Source organism: Hyphomicrobium sp. CS1GBMeth3 (assembly GCF_900117455.1).
Taxonomy (GTDB): domain Bacteria; phylum Pseudomonadota; class Alphaproteobacteria; order Rhizobiales; family Hyphomicrobiaceae; genus Hyphomicrobium_C.
The window spans coordinates 979,522-1,004,698 of record NZ_FPHO01000002.1; the positions used below are offsets into that span (position 1 = coordinate 979,522).

Consider the following 25,177-nt stretch of genomic DNA (forward strand, 5'->3'; position numbering starts at 1 on the left):
GCCGCCGGCGGGGGAACCAGCGGCTTCGCTCTCGACCGGCGGGCAGGGAGGAAACCCGCCGGGAACTTGTTTCGCTCACGCGCCCGTTCGCACGCCTTGCGGCGCGCTGGCGCTCCGCTGGGGCGGCGCACTTGCGCCGGGTCGCGTCCAAGCGAAGCTTGGCTCCACCAAGACGCTCCCCGGCCCTACGGGCCGAAGAGCTATTTGCTGCTACTCTTCGAACTTCAGGAGCTTGATGGCGTTGAAGTCCTGCACGCCGCCGCCCACGCGCTTCGTCGTGTAGAAGAGCACGTAGGGCTTCGACGAATAGGGATCGCGCAGCACACGGATGCCGACGCGATCCACGATCAGGTAGCCGCGGCGGAAATCACCAAAGGCCACCGAGAAGCTGTCGACGGCAATTGTCGGCATATCCTCGGACTCGACCACCGGATAACCGAGCAGCAACGACGGCTCGCCCGCCGCGGAGGCCGGCTGCCAGATGTAATGCCCGTCTTCGTCCTTCATCTTGCGGATCGCTGCCTGCGTGCCGCGGTTGAAGACGAACGTGCCGCCCGCGCGATAGCCCGCCTTCAGCGTGTAGACGAGATCAATCAGCTTATCCGGACCGGCGGCCGGGAAGGCCCCGTCGACGCCGGTCTTGATGAAGCCGATATTGCCCCAGCTCCACGAGCCGTCGGCAACCTTGGTGTAATCGAGGAAACCCTTCGGCTTGTTCGAGCCGTCACCCGAGACGAAGGCCGTGCCTTCCTGCTGGGCGAAGGTGTCGCGCACCTCTTCGGCGATCCACTCGTCGATGTTGACGGCGCTGTCGTCGAGCAGCGTCGCGGTCGCCGCCGGCATGGCATAAAGCTCCATGGTCGGGAACGAGAGCTCGGCCAGCGTCGGCGTAGTGGTCTGCGAGCGCGTCGCCGTCTCGGCAACCCAGCCGGTCGCAAAGCCCGTCGTGGCAAACGGCTTCTTGTAGACCGAGCCCGACACCTGCCGCACCGAGGCGATGGCGCGGATCGGCGAGATGTCCTTCAAGGCCGAGATCACGGCGCGCTCGGTCTCGGGCGGAACGAGATAGCCGCCGTCGGCGCCGCTGTTGGTCGAGACCGCGAGCGCCTTGGCTTCGAGGCGCGACAGGTTGGTCGTCTCGCCCTTGCGCACGTAGTCTTCGAACGCGCGGCGATGCTCCTCCACTGCCGCCGTTTCAAGCGCGCCGCCCGTGCCGAGCTGCGGGCGCTGCGCCTTGATCGCTAGGCGATCCGCGACGCGCTTCGTCTCGTCGAGCGCGCGGTCGAGACGCGCGAGCTTGTCGTCGATCAGCGGGTCTGCGGCGGAGCGGCGCTCCAGGTCGGCGAGCCGCTCGTCGTTGGTGTCCTTGTAGGCTTCGAAAGCCCGCATGAACTCCTCGAAGGCCGCGCCGACGTTGCCGCCGGCCTTCGTTTCGAGACGTTGGGTCTCAAGGTCGGTGTTGTCCGTCATCGTTCGATGTCCTTTGCAGTGGGTCAGGTCTTGAGAAGCCCACGCGCCGCCCGGCGCATCAGCGCCGCCAGCCGCTGCTCCTCGCTCTGGCCTTCACCCGCGTCCCGCAGGGCCTTGAGGCCGGCGAGGCCCGAGCGCATCAGCGCCCGCGCCTCGCTTCGCGTCAGCCCAGCATCCCGCGTGAGCCAGCGCTCGAACTCGCGCTCGGTCGGGTGCGCCGACGCGAACGGTTTCGTCTTGGTCGCCGTGATCCGCGCTTCGGGCAGCAGCGGAAAGGTCACGACGGATATTTCCCAGAGATCGATCTTTTCCAGGCGCCGCACGCCCGTTGCGCGATCGCGGCGCGCCTTCACGGTGCGAAAGCCGATGGACAAGCCATCGAGCGCGCCCGCCCGCATCAGCGCCATCAACTCGCGTGCGCGGGTGACCTCGCGCATGAGCCGGCCGCGCGCATAGAGCCCGCGGCTGTCCTCCTCCAGCGTCGTCCAGACGCCGATCGGCTGGTGGGCGTCGTGCTGGAACAGGAGCTTGATGCCGTTCGCGCCGCGCCGGTCGAGACTTTCGCGGAACGCGCCCGGCAGCACGATGTCGCGACCCAGGTCCTCGCGATTGAAGAGGCTGGCATAGCCCTCGAACGCACCGTCGCCCTCTGCCTCCTTGAAGTCGAGCGAGATGAATTTCACCTCGGGCACGGGCAGGATCTGCGTTGGCGGCGGCGCAAATCCCGTCCGTTCCCATGCGCTGAAAGCCATGAGCTGCTGCTCCACGTTGATCTCGTTGTTCGGGCGTGTGACCCGACGCCTATTGTGTCGGCGCGGACGGCGACGGTGCGGCCGTATCGAGCGGGGCGTAGCCGACGGCCTGGCGCTTCTCGTTCTGGGTCAGGAAACTCGCGCGCTCGATGCGTGCCCACAGGGCCTCGCGCTCGCCCGACAGCGCCTCGACCTGATCGAGGTCCGGCTTCAGCTCCAAGCGGCCACCGTTGGCTTGAGACACTGCGCTTGCGCTGATCTCCCAAGCCGGTGCAAGCCACGCTGATAGCGCCTTCGCCGTGCGCGTCACGAGCGGCAGCACGGTCGAACGCCAGAACGCGCGCTGTGCCTCCTGGTAATTGGAGTACGTGTTGTCGCCCGGGATGCCGAGCAGCATGGGCGGGATGCCGAACGCCAGCGCAATCTCGCGCGCCGCGCCGTTCTTCGCCTCGATGAAATCCATGTCCTTCGGCGAGAGGCTCAAGGGCTTCCAGTCGAGACCGCCTTCGAGCAGCAAGGGCCGTCCGGCGCGGCGCGGGCCTTGGAAGCCCTCCTCCAGCTCGCTCTTCAGCCGCTCGAACTGCTCCGGCGTCATGCGGCCGTCGGCGCCGCCGTAGACCAGCGCACCCGATGGCCGCGCCGAGTTGTCGAGCAGCGCCTTGTTCCAGCGGCCTGCCGTGTTGTGGATGTCGATGGCCCGCGCCGCGGCCTCGATGGGGCTCATGCCGTAGTGATCGTTCGCGGGATGAAACAGGCGCACGTGCAGGATGGGGCGTATGCCCTGCACCGCCTCTCCCTCGAAACGCACGGTGCGGCCGGCGCAGGTGTATTCATACGCTTCGGGCCAACCCTCGGTGCCCGGCACCACCTTCATGCGGTCTGGGCGCAGCGCGTGCAGCTCGCGCAGGCGACCTTCAAGCGCGACCGCCTCGATGTAGGCGTTGCCGGCGACGAGCAGATAACCGTACCAGGCTTCCAGAAAATCGGTGCCGGTCTGGTCCAGGCTCGGCCGGGCGAGCAGGTCGAGCAATGGGTGATCGTCGCGCTCCTCCTCGTTCTCGTAGAGCAGAAGCGGCACGGACGCCGCCGCCTCGGCGATCATGCGCACGGCACGATAGACGATGGCGTTCTGCATGAAGCCTTCGCGGGCGAAGGCTTCATAGTCGCGCGGCGTCCAGACCGGTCGGCCCAGCGTTTCGAGCACGATCAGCGGACCGGTGGCGCTGGCCTTCACGTCGTCCGCGTGCGCGGATGTGGCGACAGTGGGCCATTGCTTGCGCGGCCAGAGGCCCGCCAGCGTCTCCAGGATGCGCGGCATGCAAGGTCCTTGTTCGTTCGACGCGATCGAGCCGTCCTCCCCTCCCCCTTTGTGGTGGAGGCTAGGAGGAGGGATTCCAGACCGGCTGCTGTCGTGGTTCCCCCCACCCCTAACCCTCCCCACGAGGGGGAAGGGGCCGTGGTGCGGAGACAGTCTCCATCAAAGCTGGCGGATCGCGGGAGCGGCGGCGCGGTCGATCATCAAATCGGTCAGCGCCCACACCAGCGCATCGACGCGATCCGGGCTGCGGCCATGCGAAAGGCCGTCTGCGCCGAAGGTCAGCATCTGCTGTTCGAGCGTTTCGAACCGGCCTGCGTGCGCAACGCGGCCCTCGGCGTAGAGCGCGGCCACCGGCTCCGCACGCAACCACTTGCCGCGCGTCGCGCGCACGGCGCGCACCGGCACCGTCTCGTCGATCTGACGCAGCACGGCGGTCACGAGATCGCCGCCCTGGTTCACCTCGGCGACGACACGGTCGGCAAGAAACTCCTGATAGGCGCGCACCGCAGCGCGCGCCCACACCTGCGGCTCGCGGCCCTGCAGCGAGCGGTCGGCCGCGATGTAGGCGCGCCCGTCGGCGCCGAGCCCCGCGACGATGATCCCGCACGCATCCGAGCGCGCGGTCGCCGTCACCGGCGGATCGACGGCGACAACGATGCTGGTCAGCTCCGGGCACTGCCCAACGCGGTTGCTCTCGATCCAGTCGCGGCGCCACAGGCTGCCGGACCGCTCGTCGACAATCTCGCCGAGCAGCTCCTGGCGGCCCAGCGCCGTGCCGGCGTAACGCCGTTCCATCTCCGCTATGAAGGTCGGCGCGAGATGCGCGGCGTTGGCCGACGTCGCGGCGCGCGTGATGACGGTGGCCGGATCGTTCATGATGGTCTTCAATAGCGGCAGCGGGCGCGGCGTCGTCGTGACCGCGATCGCGGGCGACGTACCGAGCCGCATGCCGAACTGCAGCATGTCCCAGGTCTCCTCCGGGCGGCGCCACTTGGCGAGCTCGTCGCACCAGGCGGCATCGAACTGGGGCCCGCGCAGGCTGTCCGGATCCTCGGCTGAGAACATCTGCGCGACGGCACCGTTCGGCCAGACGAGCTGCGATTTCGAGCTTTCGAAATCCGGCCGCTCGTCGTCGCGGTGGATCGCGAGCAGGCCCGAGACGCCTTCGATCATGACGCGGCGCACATCCGACAGCGTCTCGCCGACGAGTGCGATGCGCCGTGCCGGCTCGACGCCGAGTGCGGGAATGCCGAGCGCCTTGGCGCGCACCCATTCGGCACCGGCCCGCGTCTTGCCCGCACCGCGACCGCCTAGGATCAGCCAAACGCGCCAGTCGCCGCCGTGCGCCGTCGTTTGCGGCGGAAGCTGATCGTCACGCGCCCAGACCTGCCAATCGGCGAGGACAAAGGCGAGCGTCTCAGTATCGAGGTTTGCGAGATCCTGGCTTAGGCGCCCCGCCGCCGCCGAGGCGTTCAAGGCGCTCCGCAATCTCGCGGCGCATGCGCTCCGCGTCGGCGCCGACCGTACCGGCGGCACGGGTGGCGTCCCTGTTCCTGTCGAGCTCAGTGACGGCCTCCGTGACCTTCTCGAAGTTGTTGATCAGCGTGGCGAGGGCGCGGCTCTCGCGCTCCTCGTCCTGGGCCGAACGGGCTTCACCGCTCGCCATTCTCTTCTCCATGTGCTCGAGCTTCAGACTGATGGCGCGGTAGAGGCGCCCGATGAGAGCTGCTTGCGTTTCACGCGTGGGCAGTCCCGCGCGCGATGCTTTCTTTGCGGGCGCATGCTTCGCTGACGTAGCTTCGGACTTGAGGCGCGCGCGCTCCTCGCGCCCCGACCAGTCCTCGCGCTTTGCCCGGGCGCCGATGGCAAGGGGCGTCAGCCCATACCGCTTGCCGATGTCGCTCAGCGGAACGGACGCGTCGGCGTAGGCACGCCGCACTGCGGCCCACGTCTTTTCGTCGACCTGCATGCGGAAAGCCGTCGTTGCCCGGCAGGCTTGGAGCCTGTCAGGAGTGCGTTTGGCGATGTGTTGGAAAGGACCGCGCGTCGCTTCTCATCGACACTTTGCGAGCCATACTGAAATACTACAGATCTACCGTTACGCTGTCAACGACATTCTAACGACTTTCTTTCGATGGCGCCCGCCTATGCTTCATCGTTAGAAACTATACTTTCATACATCAAACATACCAAAGTATCCGCAGCGCGGCCGGCGGGGATATCTTTGACTGCCGCGCGTTGGCCGGCACATAAAAAGCTGGGCCCGCGCGCTCCACAGGTCCTCGCCGCACCTTCTCGCCGACGCATAAATAACCATAATGCCGTGGTGATTTGAGTCCGCATACACAGGGCCTGGGCGGGGCGCGCGGCGTCGCGCCTGCACGCTTCTGCCCGCGCATCAAGAAAACGGGATTGCAGGTGAGCGACTGGTTCTTCAAGCGAGGCCGACGTGAGGGCATCGACTGGATGAGCCTCGACTCACGTCTCGACTCCGCTGTGTCGGAGCTCTGGTCGCGCTGCAAGGATCTCTGGAACGCCGGATCGAGCTTCTTCGGCCGCTTCAAGCTCAGGGGGTGGAAGCGCATCCTCAACGAGGCGGGCTCGGAGACCTTCACGCTCGCGCTCGGCGGCCTGTTCGTACTCTACGCACTGGCCCTCCCCGCCTTTCTCGATTTCGACGAGGGCCGCTTCCTCACCGGCAAATACAGCGTCAAGTTCCTCGATGCGGCGGGCAACGAGATCGGCCAGCGCGGTATTTTGCACAACGACGCGGTGCCGCTCGAAGAAATTCCCGACGCGGTGATCAAGGCGACGCTCGCGACGGAGGACCGGCGCTTCTTCGAGCACTTCGGCATCGACGTGCTCGGCACGGCGCGCGCGCTGGTCGAGAACCTGCGTGCCAACGATGTCGTCCAGGGCGGCTCGTCGCTCTCGCAGCAGTTGGCCAAGAACCTCTTCCTGTCGTCGGAACGCTCGCTCGACCGCAAGGTCAAGGAAGCGTTCCTGGCGCTGCTGCTCGAGACGCGCTTCACGAAGCGCGAGATCCTGAAGCTCTATCTCGACCGCGCTTACCTCGGCGGCGGCGCGTTCGGCGTCGAGGCGGCGTCACAGTTCTACTTCGGAAAATCGGTGCGTGAGGTGAACCTCGCGGAGGCGGCGCTGCTCGCCGGCCTTTACAAGGCGCCGACCACGTACGCGCCGCACGTCAACCTGCCCGCGTCGCGCGCGCGCACGAACGTCGTGCTGCAGAACCTCGTCGAATCCGGCTTCTACACGCCGGCACAAGTCCATGAGGCGCGGCTGCATCCGGCGCAGATCGTCGAGACGCGTTCGACGACCAGCCCCGACTGGTTCCTCGATTACGCGTTCGAGGAAATCCAGCGGCTGGCCGAGGGCAAGGGTCAGTTCGTGCTGACGGCGCGGACGACCATCGACCTCTCCATGCAGAAGCAGGCGGACGAAGCGCTGGTCACGTTCCTCAAGCAGCGCGGGCGCGGCCTGCGCATGAACTCGGGCGCCATCGTGGGCATGGAGACCGATGGCGCCGTGCGCGCCATGGTCGGCGGGCCGGACTACGGCGAGAGCCAGTTCAACCGCGCCACGCACGCGCGCCGCCAACCGGGCTCCTCGTTCAAGATCTACGTCTACGCGGCCGCGCTCGAGAACGGCTACACGCCGACGACGACCGTGCGCGACGCCTCGCGCTCGTGCGGGCGGTGGCATCCGCAAAACTATGGCGGCAGCCACGGCAGCGGCGCGCGCATGCCGCTCTGGCTGGCGCTTGCCAAGTCGCTCAATACGGTGGCGGCCGAGCTGTCGTTCGCGGTCGGGCGCGAAAAGGTGATTGAGCTCACGCAACGCCTCGGCATCACCGGCATCCGCAAATCCTGCTCGATGGCTCTCGGCGACTACGGTATCACGCCGCTTGAGCACGCGGGCGGCCTCGCCACGTTCGCCAACGGCGGCAATAGCGCCAGGCCCTACGCCATTCTCGACATGGTCAATTCGCGCGGCGAGCTCGTGTATAGCCGTGAGAAGGATGAGCCGGAGGCCGTCCAGATCGTCTCGCGCAAGGTTGCCGAAGGCATGAACCAGATGATGCAGAAGGTCGTGACGGACGGAACGGCGCAGCGGGCCGCGCTCGACTTCACGAACGTGATCGGCAAGACCGGCACCAGCTCCGGACCGAAGGATGTCTGGTTCATTGGCGCTACGGGCAAGTACGTCGGTGTCGTGTGGCTCGGCAACGATGACAACCGGCCCATGGCGGGTGGGAACACAGGCGGCCAGCTCGCGGCGCCGCTCTGGCAGTCGTTCATGTCGGTTGCCCATCGCGACATGAACATTTCGACGCTGCCCGGGCTCGCGCCGCATCCAGTGCAGATCGCCGAGCAGCAGCGCATCGCCGAGCTGAGACGTACCAATCCGGCAGCAGCGGCGGCCGAACTCGACAGCTCCAAACCGGTGTCGCCGACGATGTCCGATTCCGCGCGCGAAGCCTTGAAACGCATTACGTCGGCGTTGCGCAAAGCTGCGGGTGTTGCGGAGCCTAAACCGGCCACGGCGCCGGGATCCACGCCATCTCCGACGCCGATCGACGGGCGCGCTCCAGAGCCGGGTCTCACGCCGCGCGGCAACCGCGCCGACGCCGGCGGCCCTGGCACCACGTTCGCCGCACAAACCCGCGCTCGCGCCACGCCGTCCGAACCTTACCTGCCATAACCCATGTCAGCAGCCAGCGCCTTCCGCTCCCTCACCTCGCTCAACTTCATGAGCTTCACGCTGCATCGGCTGAAGAAGCGCATTGCGGCGCTGATCGCCACCACCACCGACTGGGCGCTCTTCATCGGCATCGTGCTGATCCTCGGCCTGGGCTCGAGCTGGTACATGATCGAGCGCGGCTCGGGGCTGACCACGGTAACGGCGGGGCCTTGGGTGTCGTGGACGGCGCTTGGACGACCGGACGCCGATCCCTATACGCGGGCGCACGCGGCGCGGCTCGGCATCCTGCCGCTCTCGACAGAGGTCTCGCAGACCTTCCTCGCCCGCACGGACAGCGAGGGGCGCACGCTGCATTCCTCCTGCGACTACACGATCGAGGGACGCGAGACGGCTGACTTCTGGTGGAGCATCACCGTTTTCGATGCCAACGGCCGGCTGATCCCGAACGTGCTCGACCGCTCCGTTTTCACCAGCGACACCATGGCCATCAATCCGGACGGCAGCTATCTCGCGATGCTGTCGCGCGATGCGCACGCCGGCAACTGGCTTCCGACGGGTGGCGCGGGGCGGCTCGCGCTCGCCTTCACGGTGCTCGATCTCGGCACGCGCGCTGTCGCGCAAGAGGGCGATATCGAGCGTCTGGTTCCCACGATCACGCGCAAGGGGTGCTAATCGGATGCTGGGGCGCCTCTGGACTCGCATGACCTCGATCAACATTCCGCTGGCCGCGGCCGCGATCTTCGCCGCCGCGATCCTCCATATCCTGGCGACCCTCGCGACGCCGCACTTGATCCCGACATCCGGCTACGGCCGGCTGGCGGGTGATCTGGCCGAAAACAGGATGCAGGTTCTGCCGGACGTGATGCCCGACGCGCAGCCGCTGCCGTTCTTCGCACCCGACGGCCGCTATGCCGTCTGTCGTTTCGATACGCGCAACGGGCCGATCAGCCTCACTGCGGTGCTCCCGGAGCCCGGCTGGGTGCTGGCGCTGTTCTCGCCGGACGGCGACAACTTCTTCACCTCCGTCGGCTCGCCGAACCGGCGGCCGGAGGTTTCGATCCTGCTCGTTGCGGCGGGAGACGAGGCGTGGCGTCTCGGAGCATCGTCATCTCTGAACGTAGCGGTCACGCAGGATTCGGTGCTGACCATTCCTGCCAACGAGGGGCTGGCGCTCATCCGGGCGCCAGACCGCGGCGAAGCCTACCGGCAGCGCGATATGGCCGAACTCAAACGCGCGACCTGCCGGCCGCGCAGCCGCGCATCCTAGCCATCACTGTTCGCATCGCGTTCGAAAGTGCTTCAGTCGTCGAGATCGAGGTGATCGCGGCTGCGTGCTCTGCGCCGTGATTTTTCGACACCCGATGGCGCCTCAGCCCAACGCTCGTAACGAACGCCTGGAAACAGTACGATGTCCGCCGTGCTCGCCGGCGTACTCGATACGGTGGCACGCCGGACTCCAACCGCCGGCTGCCTGAACTCCAGAATGCTGGCCATCCCGTATGCTCCCCCTGCCGTGCATACCTCGCTGGTGCCCAGTCCTTATTCGGACGACGTGCCTCCCTGACCCGTACTCCGCGATCTGGCTGCTGCTTTGGTTAACAAAAGGTTAACAGATTCCCGGCTGTGACACGGGCGAGACCGCGTCGTGGCGGAAATGCTTCAGAGGTCGGCGAGCCAGCCGTCGAGGCCATGCGCTCCGTCGCGGGATTCTATCTCGACGATCCAGAGATCGGGATCGGTTCGCGCTTCGCGCTCGAGCACCCCGTCGACTTCCACATCCGGACGCGGCGCACCTTTGAAGAACGCGATCCACCGGCGGTCGGTCTCGAGACCCGAAAGACTTGCGGGCGCCGGCCCATACAGAAGCGACGTTCCATCAAGGCGATTGATGCGGATGTAGATGGCGCCTGCGTCGTCGTCGCCGTGGCGGACGACGTAGGCCTGCCGCCCGTCGTTTGTCGACCGGCGCACGTAGGCCTTGACCCAGATTTCGGATTTGAGCCGCATCACGTCAGCCTTGCGCGGAGAATTGTGGTGGTGCGCGGGCGCCCACCACCGGCGTGCCGCGGCGAGACGCTACGAGCGAGCGTCCTGCAGCGCGTCGCCGGCAACCGTCGCCAGCCGCGCCAGCAGCTCGCCGGAGATGCGCCCTGTTTCCTTGAGCTTTCGGTCCCGCTCAAACTTCCGGATCGCACGTCTTGTCTGTTCGTTCAAGCGTCCGTCGGGCAGCGTGGTCATGTAGCCGAGCTGGCGGAAAGCCCGTTGCACGGCTCGGATCACGCTCTCGGCTTCCGGACCGGGGACGGCGCGGGCACGCGCATCCGCAGCCTCGAAATCGGCCGAGCCGAGCACGAGATGCTGCAAAAGCCCCTGCTGCGGCTCGGCGGTGAGGGGCAGATCCTGGTCGCTCTCGTAAGCCATAATGGCGCCGCGCGTGACGAGCCCGGCCACGCCGTCAACGGCGCCCGTCTCGTAGCCCTTTGCCTTGAGCTCGCGCTGGACGGCGCGCACGAGATCCGAGCGATCGGTGGTCACGGGCATCGGCTTCACGGCGCCGGTTTCGATGGGCGCAACCATCGAGCCGGCGGGGGCTCCGCTTGCGGGCGCGGCCTGGCGCGCGCTCCAGCCCGCCGCATCGGTCGAGGTGTGCGTGTCTGGCGCGACCCGTGCGAACTGCCGGGCCGGCGGCTGAAACACGAAAATGTTGGTAACCATTGCGCCCGTGAGAAGCACAAAGGCAACGAACGCAAACCTCACGGTGGACGGCGTCATTTGGGGCCTCAGGCCGGTCTTCTCATGGTGTGCAGAGTCCTATCGCGGGGTCCGTTAAGATCCCGTTAACCTGCACACGATCGATAAAATTTGAGTCAAATTCTCAGACAATTTGCTTAAATGACGTCTTAAATTTTCTCTCAAACGTCCGGTCTTCCTAAAAATTTTTCCCGTAGCGTCTGGAGGTGTCGGGCATCCCGCCCCCATTCCATTCCGCATTCTGCGACCGGAGCCGCAGCCGCCATGTCGTTGTTCAGGATTGCCGTCATTCTCTCTCTCGGCATCGCCGTGATGCCCTCTGACGAGGAGCAGCAGGAAGCGCTCTATACGCGCGCCGCGACCGCTGCCCATTGGACCGTGACCTACTGCGACCGCAACGGTCAGCAGTGCGAGCTCGCGGGCGACCTTTGGCACGCGTTCCTGCGCAAGGCCCAGTTCGCAGGCAAGCTTGCCTATGACGTCGCGATCCGCACTTCGGCGGATACTGCCGAGACCGTCGCGCCGACGGGCCCGGTGCTCGCCACCGACCGGGGCACGCTAAAGGCCGAGGATCTGCGCCCGGACTGGCGCGCGGAACCCGTTCAGCAGGGCGACATCTAGGCTCGCCCTGCCGGAAAGCGGTTCCCTGCCGCGCCGGAAACACTATATGTCATCAATCACTACATGATGCCGTGGCCGGCCGCGTTGGCGGCTGGCGGAAGGTCTTGGATTGATGACGATCGCGACCCTCAAATCGGATTTCGAGCTCCTGGACGACTGGGAGGATCGCTACCGCTATATCATCGAGCTGGGGCGCACCCTGGCTCCGATGCCGGATGCGCTCAAGACCGAGGCGACGAAGGTGCGCGGCTGCGCGAGCCAGGTGTGGCTGTGGAGCGAAGCGCGCCCCGCCGATAACGGCGCGGGTCCTGCGTTGCATTTCGAAGGCGAGAGCGACGCGCATATCGTGCGCGGGCTCATCGCGATCCTGTTTACGCTTTACCAGGACAAGCCGGCGCGGGAGATCCTCGAGATCGAGCCGGAAACGGCGTTCGCCGCGCTCGGCCTCCGGGAGCATCTGACGCCGCAGCGCTCCAACGGCCTCGCGTCGATGGTCGAGCGCATTCGCGCGGATGCCCGCGCGGCACTCGCTTAGCTAACCCGCTTGCATTTCGACTACTGCCCCGCTCGGACGCAGCGGACGCGCTCGACATTCGTGCTCGTCGAAAGGTCGAGCGGCGTCTCGCTCTCGCAGAGGCGGGCGCCATCAAGCAAGACCGCGTGCGCAATGACACCCGCAAGACGCGCGAGCGAGAGGTCTGCGCCCTGCATGCGCACGCGCACCAGGCGCGCGCCCTCGAGGTTCGTCTCGATCAGGCTCGCGCCCTTCATCGACGTATCGGTGAGATCGACGCGGTGCATATCCGAGCGATCGAAGGTCGCGTAGTTGAGATCGCGGCCGCGCAGCGAGAAGCTCGTCTCATGGCTCCCGTCACGATCCGGCACCAGGTCCTCGTCCATGACAATCAGGTTGCGCGAGTAGATGCTCGTCGCGCGACGCGTCCAATCGTCGACCTCGCCCTCGAACAGCACCGCCGTCGGCCAGAACGCGGTACGGCCGCGGGCGCCGGGCGGCAGGTTGCGCGTCACGTTGCCGAGTCCCTGATAGGGCACCGGTGCGGCAACAGCCTCGACCGAGCCCAGCGCCCTGTCGATCCATTCGCCGGGGATGCTCGCAACGGCGACGGAGAACGCGAGCACGAGCGCACCGATGGTGCCGGCCGCAAAGCGGCGCAGCACGCGATCGGTCGCGAGTGTTTCGGTGCCGGGATAGATCTTGTCCAACCGAGTGATGAAGCGCGCCGCGAGCGCAATCAGCAGGAGGTCGATCAGCACGTAGGTGCGATGCCACCACGTGACGCCGGCATCATGCACGGGCAGATACGTGATCTGAAACGCGAGCAGGAGCCCGATCGGCAGGAGCCGAAGAAACAGCCAGTCCATGGCACGGAAGGCGGTGCGCAGAATGGCGCTGGTCTCCGGGCCGGCTTCGATCTGGGCGAGATAATAGCTGTGCACCCGCAGGCGCGCCGGGTGCGTCAGCGGGATCGCCTCCTGGCGACGCAGCTCCGTATCGAGTGCCTTCAGCTTGCGGGCGAGGATGATGTGCTGCTGCAGCACACCCGCGTGCATCACGATCAAGACCAGCGGGCCGAACAGAATGAACGAGCGCAGCGGGATCGAGACTTGAAGGATCGGTTGGGCGACCGGCGTATTGAGCAGAAGATCGCGATGGCTGATGCCTGAGAGTGCGATGAAGAAGTACGCTTCGATGGCGATCAGCAGAATCCACGCACCGCGCACCGAGGCGCTGGCGGCATTGGCCTCCTGAAGCAGCAGCTCCACCTCGCCGCCAGGCGACGCAGTGGGGGGCGGCACCAATTGCTTGCTTCCGAACATACGCGACTGTCCCAATTCCCCGCTGGCGGGCTCAGCGCTATCTGCCGGCCCGCACATAGGCGTTCTTGCCCGAAAGGACGTGCCACCTCAAGCGGGCGCGGAAATGGCGCTTGGTTAACCCTCGGCGATGCCCGCGACCTTCAGCGCGAAGGCATAGTCGAGCGCCGTCTCACGCAGGCGCTCGTAGCGCCCCGAGGCGCCGCCGTGGCCGGCCTCCATGTTGGTCTTCAAGAGCACGAGGTTGTCGCTGGTGTTGAGCTGGCGCAGCCGCGCGATCCACTTCGCGGGCTCCCAATAGGTGACGCGCGGATCGGTCAGGCCACCGTAGGCGAAGATATGCGGATAGGGCTTTGCTTCGACGTTATCGTAAGGGCTGTAGGAGCGGATGATCGCGAAGTCCTCTGCGCTCTCGATGGGATTGCCCCACTCGGGCCACTCGGGCGGCGTCAGCGGCAGATCCTTGTCGAGCATCGTGTTCAGGACGTCCACGAAAGGCACGTCGGCGATGATGCCAAGGAAGAGATCCGGTGCCATGTTGGCGACAGCGCCCATCAGCATGCCGCCCGCCGAGCCGCCATTGGCAACAATACGGCCGTGCTGCGTCAGCCCCTCGGCGACGAGATACTCGCCGGCGGCGATGAAGTCCGTGAACGTGTTGCGCTTCGTCTTATGCTTGCCGTCCTTGTACCAGTGGTAGCCCTTGTCCTTGCCGCCGCGGATGTGGGCGATGGCGAAGATGAAGCCGCGGTCAACGAGCGAGAGACGCGAGGTCGAGAACGAGGCCGGAATCGAGATGCCGTAGGCGCCATAGCCGTAAAGGAACAAGGGCGCCGAGCCGTCGAGCGGCGTGCCTTTGCGGTAGAGCAGCGACACCGGCACCGTCTCGCCGTCGGGCGCGGGTGCGAACAGGCGGCGCGTCACGTAATCGGCGGGGTTATGGCCGGACGGGATCTCTTGGCGCTTCATCAGCACGCGGGTGCGCGCGGCCATTTCGTAGTCGTAGGTCTCGGCGGGCGTCGTCATCGACGAGTAGGTGAAGCGCAGCGTCGTGGTATCGAACTCGTAGCCCGACGACATGCCGAGGCCATAGGCCTCCTCGTCGAAGGCGATCTGATGCTCGCCGGCGACATCGAGAATGCCGGCGTCGCTTTCTGCACCGCTGATCGGTGTCACGACAAGGCGCGGCAGGCTGTCCTCGCGCTCGAGCCGCACGAGATGGCCGGCGAAGGTCTGCATGTCGATGATGAGACGGCCGGCCTTGTGCGGCACGATCTCACGCCAGTTGGCGCGCTCCGGGTGATCGGCAGGCGCGGCGACGACGCGGAAATCCTCCGCGCCTCCGGAGTTGGTCATGATGAGCAAGTGCGTCTTGTGATGATCGACGTGGTACTCATGGCCGCGCTCGCGCGGCGCCACGAGACGTAGCGCGCCGGCCGGCGCATCGGCGTCGATCAGATAGACCTCGTTGGTCTCGTGGTCGTGGGCATCGACCATCAGATATTGGCCCGACAGCGTCTTATCGAGCGCGACGTAGAAGCCCGTGTCCTTCTCCTCGTAGACCAGCACGTCTTCGGAGACGGGTGTTCCGAGGCGATGCCGATAGACGAAAAGCGGGCGGTGATTGTCGTCGAGGCGGATGTAGTAGATCGTCTGGCTGTCGTTCGCCCACTGCATGTCGCCGCGCGTGTCGGGAATGACGTCGGGCAGATCCTCGCCGGTTGCGAGGTCGCGAAAGCGGATCGTGTACATCTCCGATCCCTTGTCGTCGATCGCGTAGGCGAGCAGACGATGATCGGGGCTATGCTCCTTGCCGCCGAGGTCCCAGTACGGTTTGCCCGCGGCCTCGGCATTGCCATCGAGCAGGACCTCCTCGTCTCCGCCGCCGCGCGGGCGGCGACAGCAGCGCGGGTACTGGCCGCTCGCGACGTAGTTCATATAGTAGTCGAAAGGGCCATCCGGTGCCGGCACCGAGTACTCGTCCGGCTTCAGGCGCCCCTTCATCTCAGCATAGAGCGTCTCCTGCAGGGCGGCGGTCGAGGCCAACGCGGCGTCCGTGTAGGCGTTCTCGGCCTCGAGGTGGGCGCGGATCCCGGCGTCGAGCAGCTCCGGCTCGCGCATCACGTCCTGCCAGTTCTCGGCGCGCAGCCAGGCGTAGTCGTCGACCAGCGTCACGCCATGGTGGGTCGCGGTTATGGGCCGGCGCGCGGCGATCGGCGGGACGGGAAGCGGCGGGCGTGAGACAGGGCGATGCATGACAAACACTTTCCGTGAAGAGCTGAGCGGTCCGCCTCTCAGCGGGTAACGCGTGTCCGGTCGGGTGAGCAACGAGAGAAGCGGGCGCCGTTCCATGGCCTCCATCGGAGGCCTCCGCTGGGCTGCGCGGCATCCGCACGCCGTCGCCCAAGATGCACTCTGCAAACCGCAAGGCAACGGCGAAAGTGAGTTGCAGAGAGGTCAATCTTAACGAAGGACTCGGCGGATCAGCAAGGGGCGCCCGATGCGGATTTATTTGATTGGGCTCGGGCTTCCGTTAGAGAAACCTTGCAGATACCGCTCCAGTAAATCTAAATATGAGAAATCGTGATCTTACAAAGGATACGCCCTTGTCTTGGCCCAATTAGGGATTTGGCCGGGATTTACCAGGCGTGGCGTTGACATCAATCAGGGATTGATGTCCAAAGACCTGAATGGCATAGACAGGCCGCACGCCAGCACACGCAATAGTCGAAGGCGTGATCATTTTGCGGTCAGCTTGAGGTCAGCGGTTAAAGACTGTAGAAGCCTTGGGCTAGACTTCAGAAGTGCAGATTTCGGCGTCCGCAGGTGCGCTGCGGGCCCGCTTGGAAGGGGTGATGCGATGGCCGATGAGTCCCAACCCGAGCTGGTCGAGCTGACAGCGCGGATCGTTTCGGCATTTGTGAGCAATAATACGATCGGCGCGGAGAACTTGCCGCAACTCATTAACGAAACTCATGCTGCATTGAGTCGCGCCACCGGGACCGTTGCCTTGCCTGAACGCGAGGAGCTTCGCCCCAAAGTTCCGGTCAAGAAGTCCGTGATGCCAGAGTACATCGTCTGTCTCGAGGACGGAAAAAAGTTCAAGTCGCTCAAGCGCCACCTGCGCACGCACTACAATCTCTCGCCCGAGGAGTACCGCGAGAAGTGGGGTCTCCCCCATGACTATCCGATGGTCGCGCCCAACTATGCGCGGGCACGCTCGGATCTCGCCAAGAAGATGGGCCTCGGCACGCGGCGCGAGAAATAACGAGCGGTTTCAGTACCAGCTTTGAGGGCGCGGCTCGGCGACGGGCGGTGCCCTTTTATTTTGCCGTTTCTGCGTTCGGCTTTGCCATGCCGCGCTGAGAAGGCGCGAGGCCTTCCATTTATCCTCGCCGTTCACCGCTCCCGTAGTTTCGATCTGGGCGACACCAGCGCGGCGTGTAGGATCTGCCGTGTCGCTGACGGACCAAGACGGGAGGCCTCGCCAGATGAGCGTGAGATCCGCTGTTGCGTGTGACACTCCCCCCGAACAGGGACAGCTCATCGCGTGGTTCCTCGACCAGCCGCAGCCGGATGCCTCGGCATGTGCTCCGCCCCTCGCCTCGGCGCGCGACGATAATGCCGAGCATCTGCGGCGCCTGATCGAAACCACCATCGGCGAAGTGTTCGGCGTGGCGCACGCCGATCTCTGCAAGCAATCCCGCGGCAAGGCGCCGGTGGCGCTGGCACGACAGGCCGCGATGTACCTCGCGCACGTCAGCTGCGGCCTCAATCTCACCGACGTGGGCCGCATTTTCGCCCGCGATCGCACGACGGTCGCGCACGCCTGCGCGGTGATCGAGGATCGCCGCGACGATCCCGTCTTCGACCGGGCGCTCGAACTCATGGAGTGGATCGTGCCGACGCTGATCGGCCGCAACGCTCACCACCCTCACCGCGACTGCTGAATCTTCCGGAGCCTTCGATGAGACGTCCCGCGCGCGCCCGCACGCCGCACGATCCCGCACGCCCGCGCAAAGCGGTCCGCGAAGAAAGCGGACGCGCGCGGCCCGGGCGCAACCCTGCGGAAAGCCCGATCGCGTGGCTGTTTCATCGTCGCGACAGCGCGGGCAATCCGCTGATCAGCGAGGCGCAGTTCAATGCCGGTGAGAAGCTGCGGGCTGATTTCTGGTTCGCGCAGATGTCGCCCAATGTAACGCAAGCCTGGGGGCTCGCCGCAACGACCGGTTCGGGGCGCCGCAGCGCGCCCGGCGCGGGAGTCGAGATTGCCGACAACGTGATCGCGGCTGCCGAGCGTGTGCGCCGTGCGCTCTCGGCGGTCGGGCCGGAGCTGGCCGGCATCCTGATCGACGTCTGCTGTCACTTGCGGGGGCTCGAGGATGCGGAGCGGCGCGCCGGATGGCCGCAACGCTCGGGCAAGATCGTGCTTGGCGTGGCGCTCTCGGCGCTGGCGCGCCACTATGGATTTACGTCGCGGGCCGCTTCGGAGCCGCGCGTCGCGCGTGTGCGGCATTGGGGTTCCGACGGCTACCGCCCGTCGCTCGACGGCGATGACGACGAGAGGCGTGACGATGCGTGAGCGGTCAAACCCACTGCAGCAAGCGATTGACGTAGGCCGGCACGATGACGGTTGCGGCGCCGTGCATCGCCTCCGCGAACATCAGGCGTCCTTCGGAGGGCTCGAGGTTGAGCTCGACGGTGTGGGCGCCCGCGGCGCGCGCCTCGGCGACGAAACCCGCCGCGGGATAGACGTTGCCGCTGGTTCCGATCGAGATGAATAGATCGGCCGCCGCAAGCAGCTCTCCAATGCGCTCCATCTGATATGGCATCTCCCCGAACCAGACGACGTCGGGGCGCATGCCACCCGCCTTTCCGCATCCCGGGCAGCGCGTCTCGAGCGACATGTCCCCGCTCCAGGGAAAGCGCGCGCCGCAGTGCGTGCAGAGTGCGCCGAACAGCTCACCATGCATGTGGATCAGATTTTTCGTTCCGGCCGCCTCGTGCAGTGCATCGACGTTCTGCGTCACCACCCACACCTCGCCCGGATAGGCGCGCTCGAGACGCGCCAGCGCCGCGTGGGCTGCGTTCGGCTGAATGCCAGCGTGGGCGCGGCGGCGCATATTGTAGAAGGCGTGCACGAGGGCCGGATCGCGGGCGAAGCCTTCGGGCGTTGCGACGTCGCGATAATCGTATTTCGCCCAGACGCCGTCCTTGTCGCGGAACGTCGGCACACCGGATTCGGCCGAAAGCCCGGCTCCGGTCAGGATCACGATCCGCTCGGCCATTGTCCTCTCGTCGTGGTGCCGCTTGGTATGCGCCGGTCTTAAGCGCCGGCACCATAAACCTGCAAGCGGCCGCCCGCGAAGGCGACCGCTTGCCGTAGCACTCCGCTGAGCTTTCCGCTCTGCTTTACTTCTTTACGTCGACCTTGAAGGAGATGCTGGCCTTCTTGTTCTCCGCGCCGGCGCGAGTGATGGTCTGGCCGACCTTGTAGCTTTCGGCGAAGCCTTCGATCCGACCCGTCTTGGTATCGACCGTGAAGTCGAGATCGCGCTTGCCGGGCAGCCGATTGATATCGATCGGGTCATCGACGCTGACATCCTTGTCGATGAGCGCGAGATTGACCGTCTGCTTGCCGGGCGCGATGGGAAGCGTGAGCTTCCAGTTAGGCGTAAACTCCTGCTGGCCGCTCAAGACCGGAGAAAACGCGGCCTTGCCAGCGACCCTCATGCGGGCAAAGAAATCGCCGTTTGATAACTCGTCGGCCTTGTCGAGAGCCTGGAACTTCGTGACGGTGATTGTGATCTCTTCTGCGGCGGCGCCCGTCGTGGCCAGCGCCAAGCCACTCGTGAACGTGCAAATTGCTACACCGGCGGCCAGAACCGAGCCGGACATCGGCTTAAAATAATCTCTCAACATGCGTTTGTACTCCCCTTGGCAAAGACAGCCGAACAGCCGGGCCAGTGCGCGCGGCTTCTGCATTTCCGCAGACCTCCGGCTTGCGAGGGGGATTCTAGCAGCGATGCCCTCCGTATCGCAGCGGGGGTAGATACCCGCCGCTGCTTATCCGTAGACTGCCGTTGCTCAACTGTGACAGGACGCGGCCGGGACGTTCCATCGACCCTCAGCGAGCGGAAGCAGACGCAATAATCATATTACTGAAGCCATTCATTGGTTTCGGCGTGAGAAGGAGACCGCGTAGGCCGGCGAGCGGATCAGGAAGATGCCATCGTTCTCCGGGCCGGCAATGCCGTCCACAACATTCGTTGGATCGAACATGTTAGTGTCGCAGACCTTGTCGTCCTCGAGCGCGCCAATGGTGAGCGTGCCGATGGCGGCGGACTTGCGCTCCTCGGGCCAGAGCACGGTGGGGTCGTCAAGAGCGTCGCCCGGCTCGCCCAGGATGGCCGTCATCTCGAACTCCACCGGCCCCTTGGCGAGCCGCTCGGTCAGCTCGGGCTTGTAGAAATCGGGATCCTTTCCCTTCGCCTCTTCGTCCGAGATACCGATCTCGCCCGCCTTCGGCACGAGCTTCCATTTGATGATCTGGTTTTGGCCTTCGGCGTTGGTGAGGGTGAACGTGTGAACGCCATGGTAGCTCACCGTGGCATAGCTCGCAGGGACGGGTCGCGCCTCAAGCCATGCCTTCTGGCGTGTCGATTCCGGGTTGGCGGCGAAGAAGTCACCGATCTTATCCTTGTCCTTGGTCGCGACCGTCTGGAGCAGCTCGAGGAACTTGGCGGGCGTCTTGGCTGCGAAGATCGGGGCCGAGATCAGCACCATGTCGGTCTGGTTGCCGTCGCCGAGATCGATATGGATCGCGAGGGCACGCACGTTGTCCTTCTGGCCGTTGGGTGCCAGCGGGTTGCCGCCGCCCATGGAAAAGCGGCCGACGACCGGCCATGGCCCTCTGCCCGTGAGGTGCGGGGCCTTCGAGAATTTCGCTGCCTCATCCGTCGGCACGAACGAGCCTTTGACGCAGAAACCGTGGGTGTGGGCGGCACGCTTGCCGGGGTTGGCGCCGAAGATGGCATTGAGCGCGTTGACGAGCGCCTCGGGGTCCGTGTCGTCGGCATGAGCCGGCGTCAGCGGCGAAATCAGCGCGAGCACGAGAGGAACCGCGGCGAGCGCCGCGCGACGACCTAAAGACATACAAGAACTCCCTTCCGAGGATTTAGTCTGTGGTACGACAAATTCCGGGTGCAAGAAAAGGGCGGGCCCAGGATGGCCTTTCTAAGATCCTGCCCCAGGCCCTCTTACGACAAAGGGGCCGCCCCGGTTTGGAGCAGCCCCAAAAAAGAAAGGGCTCCCGTTCGGGAGCCCTCCTGTTTCTGTTGCCTATCTCTAGGCAGCCTCGGCGCGTAAGGCCGGCAGCTTCTTATCCTCCTCGAGTTCGAGATCAGATTTGAGTGCGATTCCTACGTATCTCACACCGTCCTTTTTCTTGACTTTCTGAATTCCGAACTCGGCAATCTCTCGACCAAAGGTCGGTAGTGCTAGAGGCTCCTTCTGTCGTTCCTCACACCACACACAGTACGCTTCGTAAAGTGATGTTGCGGAGACCGTATGGCCATCCTGGCTTTCGACGCTCTCCTTGTAGAAGCGCTGCACGTCCGTCTCGGGAACCAACAGCTTTGCCGGCGGCAACGACCGATTGTCGTTGGCACCCAAACGCGGCTTCTTGATCGCCACGGCCGCCTCTTGAGGGGCCGCCACCGCTGCCGCAGCGGTGCTCTGTACCGTCGCCATCTTCGGCGCGGCAGGGGCTTCACGGTCGTAGAGGCGCCACTGGCTGAAGGCAATGTACATGCCGAAACCAGAACCCACCTCGAGGAGCAGCGCGATAAAGATCGTCATCGCCATCTGCACCTGGTCGACGCTAACGCCGGACAGCTTGGAAAGAACAGCTGCCTGCGGATCGGCCTCGGCCATCACCGTGCTGGCGTTCGTCTTGCCGAGCTTCTCTTGAATCTCGGCGATGCGCGCTTCAAGCGCCTCGGCCTGCTGGCCCGAGGCCATCTCCGCGTTGAGTCCGTGGAACTGCTGACAGTAGGCACGGCTCTGCGGGCGGGTTGCGTCGGTGCAGCCCTTGGTCGTGGTCCAGGCGCGCTGGCTCTTCAGAGCCTCGATCTCACCCTGCACTGCTGCGGCGGGGCGATGCTGCGGAATCCACGACAGCTGATCCTGCGCACGCTTCAAGTCAGCACGCAGGTCCTGATAGGCCTGCGCCTCAACCGCACGGTGACCGGTGCTATCGAACCGGTTCAGCGCTGCGTGGCCGAGAGCGGAGGTCAGCGAGTAGACCGTGACCACGACGCCGACGACTGCGGCGGCGGCGGCCTGCGACCACATCCTGTTTCGAATTGCGGCGAAAAGGAAAAACGGGACTAGCGCCTTGAGACAGTCCGCGGCGACGCTGGCCGATCCGTAGATCATGCCGTCGAACTCGGTTCGTCCCAAACTGTACCCGAAACGCCAGTTCATAGCTGCCGAGACGGCGAGTAGCACGCCTGCAGCCATGATACCGAACACGCCTAGAGCATGTCGTATCTTCATTGCCCTCTCCATTGCGGGTCCGCGCGGGCAGCCCGGATGGCGGCCGTGACGGACCTCGTGTCGATTGGGTCTGCAAGGGAGGATCAGACCGGGCCAGCTCCGACCACGGACTTGTGTCTTGAGGAAAACTGCGCACCCCCGTCCGTTGAGCTAGGAATCCGCCCCCCAAGGCAAATCCCATCGGACGCTTCGGCGCCGCCCCCCGGCGGACACGCTGAGCTGGACCTTGCTCATGCCCCCGTCTCGACTTGTGCACAGGCGGTATCGCCGCTTGATCCCTGTGTGCAAAACCGAGGCGTACATGAGCGAATTCACGCGAGACACATCCCTCAGCGGGGGAGGCTATGTGATTCTGTTCGCGGGTCGCCACCTTTTGTTAAGAGAATCAGTTTGCTAAGAAAATTGACGCGCAGAGTCTGGCAAAACTGCATCATCTGTGGCGTTGCTGCAAAGCAAAGTCATCCACACGCAATCGGCAATTTGTGCACCGGTTGTCCGCAGCCATCACGGCAAAATCCACAACCGCCGCCCCGGGTTTGCGAGGGTGCATGACGCGCCCGCGCCAGTGCTCCGCCCACCTCCTGCATTGCTCCAGAAATCTGAGGGTTAGGAGTTTATTAGACTTCATTCCGAATGGCCCTGCGGCGCCCGGTTTGCTATGGTCTTTCCGCTGGGGGCTCCGCCGCATCACACCGCGTTCGATCTCGGTGCGTCTGCGGACGAGATGAGCACGCGCATGTGTTTCGGAGTGTGCTGTCATGCGGTGGTACATCAGCTATCCCGTCCTTGGTGCGGGCCTCATATTCGCGGCAGATACGTTCTTTCCGAGCGCACCTGCGGTCTCTCCTCCCACGATCGAAGTGCGACGCGACGCTGCTCCCGACATCGAGCCGGGGCCCGTCGTCATCGCGGCGTCCGAGATCATGGATGAGCCAACGGCGCGCATCGCCCGGTTCTCACCTGGCGCGGTTCTGCTCGACGCCGAGCTGCCGAGCCAGCCTTCGCCCTCCGTGCTCGGCTATCTCGCCGATGCGCTCCTGCCGAGCCGCAGCGAGCCCGATGACGTGGTCGCGCCGACTGCGCCGGTCACGGTCGCCGAGTGGAAGAGCGCGATCGTCCGCGATCAGGAGCTGACTGTCACGCCCGCGACCGCTCCCCAACAGACCGCCGTGACACGCGCCGCGCTCGCCCGCGACATCCAGATCGAACTGCAGCGCCTCGGTTGCTATTTCGGCAAGATCGACGGCGTCTGGGGCGGCGGATCGCGCCGCGCGGTCCTGTCGTTCATGGAGAGCGTCAACGCGACGTTGCCGACGCAGGAGCCCGACGTGTTCATGCTGTCGCTTATCCGCGGGCAGTCGTCGGCCGTGTGCGGCACCACCTCGGAGACGATCGTAGCTGATGGCGGCTACGCGCCGGCGACCGGCGACAGCGGCAGCCGTTTCGAGCCGACGATGGCGCGCGCCGTACCTGATCGGCCGCCGCTGCCTTATGGACGCATGGGCATCGGCGGGCCACGCCCGGACGACGCGCGAGATGTTGCGTCGGGCACGACCAGCCTTACCGGTGCAGCAGCGCGTCAGCCTGATCCGCCCGCGCGCACCGCTGCCCTCGATGCCGGCTATTCCGATGGTACCGTGACGCCTCCCGACTTGCCGGTCGTCGACGCCGCCTCTTCGTCGTTCGACACCGACGCACCAATCGAGACGCGGCGCAGCAAGCCATCCGCGGCGAAGGCCAAGGTGCGGCCGGCGAAGCGCTCAAGCCCATCCCGGCACGTGCAGCACCTCTTCACGCACCCGCTGGGGCGGATGTAAGCGATCCGCTCCGCTGCCGTGGGTTGCGCGGCACTGCGGCTCGCCTCAACCAGCGTGCGGCGCGGTGGGGTTCGCGGTCTGCGCGCGGATCCAGCCCAGGAATTGCTCCGATCCGCCGTCCACGGGCAGGATGACGAGCGCCGGGTTGTCGTAGGCGTGGCGGCTCTTGACCTCGGCGATCACCCGCTCGGCGAGCCCACGGCGGGTCTTGATGATCATCACCGCCTCGGCGTCGCGATGGCGCTCGCCGTTCCAGGTGTAGATCGAAATCATGCCAGGGAGAATGTTAACGCAGGCGGCCAAGCCCGCCTCGACCAGCGCCGCGCCCTCCGTCTCGGCGGCGGCAACATCCGGAAAGGTTGCATAAACGAGAACGGCCTTGTCGTTTTCCTGCAAGTAGGCGAGCCTCCGGTTTCCGTATCCTAAGAACGGGATTGGAAGGTCCCGTTCAGACAATCCGGGCACAATAGCCCCACCCCGGCAGATCCCCAACCGCCGCCCGTCGCCAGCCTCACAGCAACCGTCGCCAATGGCCAAACCCAAACAGACATTCGAGAAGATCGCGTTCGTGGCCAGCGAGGTGCCGGAGGCGCGTCAAGCTCTGGCGCGTCTCAGCGGGCGCTATGGCTCGGTCGAGGTGCGCGAAGCGGACGCCATCGTGGCGCTCGGCGGCGACGGGCTCATGCTGCAGACGCTGCACCGCTACATGAACGACCGCATCCCGATCTACGGCATGAACCGCGGGTCGGTGGGCTTCCTGATGAACGAATATCGCGAGGACGGCTTGATCGAGCGGCTCAGCGAAGCCGAGATCAGCCGCGTGCATCCTCTTTCGATGGTCGCCTACGACATTCACGGCAAGGCCAGCAAGGCGCTGGCCATCAACGAGGTGTCGTTGTTCCGCGAAAGCTTCCAGGCGGCGAAGCTCAGGATCTCCATCGACGGCAAGGTGCGCATGGAGGAATTGGTCTGCGACGGCGTGCTGGTGGCGACACCCGCCGGCTCCACGGCCTACAATCTATCGGCGCACGGGCCGATCCTGCCGATCAACGCGCCGCTGCTGGCGCTTACGCCGATCAGCCCGTTCCGTCCGCGTCGCTGGCGCGGGGCGCTGCTGCCGAACAAGGCGCGCATCAGCATCTCCGCGCTTGAGATCGACAAGCGGCCGGTCAGCGCGGTGGCGGACGCGGTCGAGATGCGCCACGTGGAACGCGTCGAGATCGAGCAGGCGCGCTCGATCGACCTCTTTATGATGTTCGATCCCGGCCATAATCTCGACGAGCGTATTCTCGCCGAGCAGTTCCGGTATTGAGCCGGAGCAGCATGCTGCT

At 65.4% G+C, this 25,177-nt stretch carries 25 protein-coding genes; 10 read left to right on the forward strand and 15 right to left on the reverse strand.

Annotated elements, in window-relative coordinates; genetic code table 11:
- Positions 1-210 precede the first annotated feature (210 nt).
- The 5 genes from CS1GBM3_RS04750 to CS1GBM3_RS04770 form a co-directional block, all read right to left on the reverse strand.
- On the reverse strand, positions 211-1,470 hold the full coding sequence (locus CS1GBM3_RS04750; protein WP_072392095.1) for a phage major capsid protein: 1,260 nt from the start codon (positions 1,468-1,470) through the stop codon (positions 211-213).
- 23 nt (positions 1,471-1,493) lie between these two features.
- Positions 1,494-2,222, reverse strand: coding sequence for an HK97 family phage prohead protease (locus tag CS1GBM3_RS04755; RefSeq protein ID WP_083567061.1), 729 nt, complete (start codon positions 2,220-2,222; stop codon positions 1,494-1,496).
- A 49-nt stretch (positions 2,223-2,271) separates the two neighbouring features.
- Positions 2,272-3,540: a phage portal protein gene (locus CS1GBM3_RS04760; protein WP_083567063.1), complete on the reverse strand. Its 1,269-nt coding sequence runs from the start codon at positions 3,538-3,540 to the stop codon at positions 2,272-2,274.
- A 159-nt stretch (positions 3,541-3,699) separates the two neighbouring features.
- Positions 3,700-5,016: a DNA-packaging protein gene (locus tag CS1GBM3_RS04765; RefSeq protein ID WP_072392098.1), complete on the reverse strand. Its 1,317-nt coding sequence runs from the start codon at positions 5,014-5,016 to the stop codon at positions 3,700-3,702.
- A complete protein-coding gene (locus tag CS1GBM3_RS04770) occupies positions 4,958-5,509 on the reverse strand; it encodes a hypothetical protein (protein ID WP_072392101.1) in 552 nt (183 codons plus the stop codon). Before CS1GBM3_RS04770 ends, CS1GBM3_RS04765 begins: the two co-directional genes overlap by 59 nt.
- A 449-nt stretch (positions 5,510-5,958) precedes the next feature.
- Here CS1GBM3_RS04770 and CS1GBM3_RS04775 point away from each other — a divergent pair, with 449 nt between their 5' ends.
- Genes CS1GBM3_RS04775 through CS1GBM3_RS04785 form a run of 3 tightly spaced genes read left to right on the forward strand, consistent with a single transcriptional unit; the run spans position 5,959 to position 9,529 of the window.
- Positions 5,959-8,262 carry a transglycosylase domain-containing protein gene (locus CS1GBM3_RS04775; RefSeq protein WP_171946423.1) on the forward strand — a complete coding sequence of 768 codons (2,304 nt, stop codon included), beginning with the start codon at positions 5,959-5,961 and terminating at the stop codon, positions 8,260-8,262.
- 3 nt (positions 8,263-8,265) lie between these two features.
- Positions 8,266-8,934, forward strand: coding sequence for a DUF1214 domain-containing protein (locus tag CS1GBM3_RS04780; RefSeq protein ID WP_072392104.1), 669 nt, complete (start codon positions 8,266-8,268; stop codon positions 8,932-8,934).
- Between the two features lie 28 nt (positions 8,935-8,962).
- Positions 8,963-9,529 carry a hypothetical protein gene (locus tag CS1GBM3_RS04785; RefSeq protein WP_210186197.1) on the forward strand — a complete coding sequence of 189 codons (567 nt, stop codon included), beginning with the start codon at positions 8,963-8,965 and terminating at the stop codon, positions 9,527-9,529.
- Between the two features lie 32 nt (positions 9,530-9,561).
- Here the strand turns inward: CS1GBM3_RS04785 and CS1GBM3_RS04790 are convergent, their stop codons facing one another.
- The 3 genes from CS1GBM3_RS04790 to CS1GBM3_RS04800 form a co-directional block, all read right to left on the reverse strand.
- Positions 9,562-9,756, reverse strand: a complete 195-nt coding sequence (locus tag CS1GBM3_RS04790; protein WP_072392110.1) for a hypothetical protein — start codon at positions 9,754-9,756, stop codon at positions 9,562-9,564.
- Between the two features lie 165 nt (positions 9,757-9,921).
- A complete protein-coding gene (locus CS1GBM3_RS04795; protein WP_072392113.1) occupies positions 9,922-10,269 on the reverse strand; it encodes a DUF1491 family protein in 348 nt (115 codons plus the stop codon).
- Positions 10,270-10,338: 69 nt separating this feature from the next.
- Positions 10,339-11,034: a peptidoglycan-binding domain-containing protein gene (locus tag CS1GBM3_RS04800; RefSeq protein ID WP_072392116.1), complete on the reverse strand. Its 696-nt coding sequence runs from the start codon at positions 11,032-11,034 to the stop codon at positions 10,339-10,341.
- Positions 11,035-11,277: 243 nt separating this feature from the next.
- Here CS1GBM3_RS04800 and CS1GBM3_RS04805 point away from each other — a divergent pair, with 243 nt between their 5' ends.
- Both CS1GBM3_RS04805 and CS1GBM3_RS04810 read left to right on the forward strand, forming a co-directional pair.
- Positions 11,278-11,634 (forward strand): hypothetical protein, encoded by a 357-nt coding sequence (locus CS1GBM3_RS04805; protein ID WP_072392119.1) that lies wholly within the window; start codon positions 11,278-11,280, stop codon positions 11,632-11,634.
- A 112-nt stretch (positions 11,635-11,746) separates the two neighbouring features.
- Positions 11,747-12,169 carry a SufE family protein gene (locus CS1GBM3_RS04810; RefSeq protein WP_072392122.1) on the forward strand — a complete coding sequence of 141 codons (423 nt, stop codon included), beginning with the start codon at positions 11,747-11,749 and terminating at the stop codon, positions 12,167-12,169.
- Between the two features lie 20 nt (positions 12,170-12,189).
- Here the strand turns inward: CS1GBM3_RS04810 and CS1GBM3_RS04815 are convergent, their stop codons facing one another.
- On the reverse strand, positions 12,190-13,473 hold the full coding sequence (locus CS1GBM3_RS04815; protein ID WP_072392125.1) for a pentapeptide repeat-containing protein: 1,284 nt from the start codon (positions 13,471-13,473) through the stop codon (positions 12,190-12,192).
- 114 nt (positions 13,474-13,587) lie between these two features.
- On the reverse strand, positions 13,588-15,726 hold the full coding sequence (locus CS1GBM3_RS04820; protein WP_072392128.1) for a S9 family peptidase: 2,139 nt from the start codon (positions 15,724-15,726) through the stop codon (positions 13,588-13,590).
- A gap of 604 nt (positions 15,727-16,330) precedes the next feature.
- On the opposite strand from CS1GBM3_RS04820, the gene CS1GBM3_RS04825 reads away from it, so the two are divergent.
- The 3 genes from CS1GBM3_RS04825 (at position 16,331) to CS1GBM3_RS04835 (ending at position 18,052) form a co-directional block, all read left to right on the forward strand.
- Positions 16,331-16,738, forward strand: a complete 408-nt coding sequence (locus CS1GBM3_RS04825) for a Ros/MucR family transcriptional regulator (protein WP_072392131.1) — start codon at positions 16,331-16,333, stop codon at positions 16,736-16,738.
- 223 nt (positions 16,739-16,961) lie between these two features.
- A complete protein-coding gene (locus CS1GBM3_RS04830) occupies positions 16,962-17,420 on the forward strand; it encodes a helix-turn-helix domain-containing protein (protein WP_083567067.1) in 459 nt (152 codons plus the stop codon).
- A 17-nt stretch (positions 17,421-17,437) separates the two neighbouring features.
- Positions 17,438-18,052, forward strand: coding sequence for a DUF6456 domain-containing protein (locus CS1GBM3_RS04835; protein ID WP_072392134.1), 615 nt, complete (start codon positions 17,438-17,440; stop codon positions 18,050-18,052).
- Positions 18,053-18,056: 4 nt separating this feature from the next.
- Here CS1GBM3_RS04835 and CS1GBM3_RS04840 read toward each other — a convergent pair whose 3' ends face one another.
- From CS1GBM3_RS04840 to CS1GBM3_RS04855, 4 genes are all read right to left on the reverse strand, one after another.
- Positions 18,057-18,758 carry an NAD-dependent deacylase gene (locus CS1GBM3_RS04840; RefSeq protein ID WP_072392137.1) on the reverse strand — a complete coding sequence of 234 codons (702 nt, stop codon included), beginning with the start codon at positions 18,756-18,758 and terminating at the stop codon, positions 18,057-18,059.
- A 124-nt stretch (positions 18,759-18,882) separates the two neighbouring features.
- On the reverse strand, positions 18,883-19,392 hold the full coding sequence (locus CS1GBM3_RS04845) for a hypothetical protein (protein WP_139247792.1): 510 nt from the start codon (positions 19,390-19,392) through the stop codon (positions 18,883-18,885).
- 249 nt (positions 19,393-19,641) lie between these two features.
- A complete protein-coding gene (locus CS1GBM3_RS04850) occupies positions 19,642-20,625 on the reverse strand; it encodes a catalase family peroxidase (protein WP_072392143.1) in 984 nt (327 codons plus the stop codon).
- Between the two features lie 192 nt (positions 20,626-20,817).
- Entirely contained in the window at positions 20,818-22,029 is a 1,212-nt protein-coding gene (locus CS1GBM3_RS04855; protein ID WP_244534553.1) for a primase-like DNA-binding domain-containing protein, read from the reverse strand.
- A 758-nt stretch (positions 22,030-22,787) separates the two neighbouring features.
- Here CS1GBM3_RS04855 and CS1GBM3_RS04860 point away from each other — a divergent pair.
- Positions 22,788-23,846 carry a peptidoglycan-binding domain-containing protein gene (locus CS1GBM3_RS04860; protein ID WP_072392145.1) on the forward strand — a complete coding sequence of 353 codons (1,059 nt, stop codon included), beginning with the start codon at positions 22,788-22,790 and terminating at the stop codon, positions 23,844-23,846.
- Between the two features lie 45 nt (positions 23,847-23,891).
- On the opposite strand, the gene cutA is transcribed toward CS1GBM3_RS04860, so the two are convergent.
- On the reverse strand, positions 23,892-24,242 hold the full coding sequence (gene cutA, locus CS1GBM3_RS04865; protein WP_072392148.1) for a divalent-cation tolerance protein CutA: 351 nt from the start codon (positions 24,240-24,242) through the stop codon (positions 23,892-23,894).
- A gap of 133 nt (positions 24,243-24,375) precedes the next feature.
- Here cutA and CS1GBM3_RS04870 point away from each other — a divergent pair, with 133 nt between their 5' ends.
- Positions 24,376-25,158 (forward strand): NAD kinase, encoded by a 783-nt coding sequence (locus CS1GBM3_RS04870; protein WP_072392151.1) that lies wholly within the window; start codon positions 24,376-24,378, stop codon positions 25,156-25,158.
- Positions 25,159-25,177 lie beyond the last annotated feature (19 nt).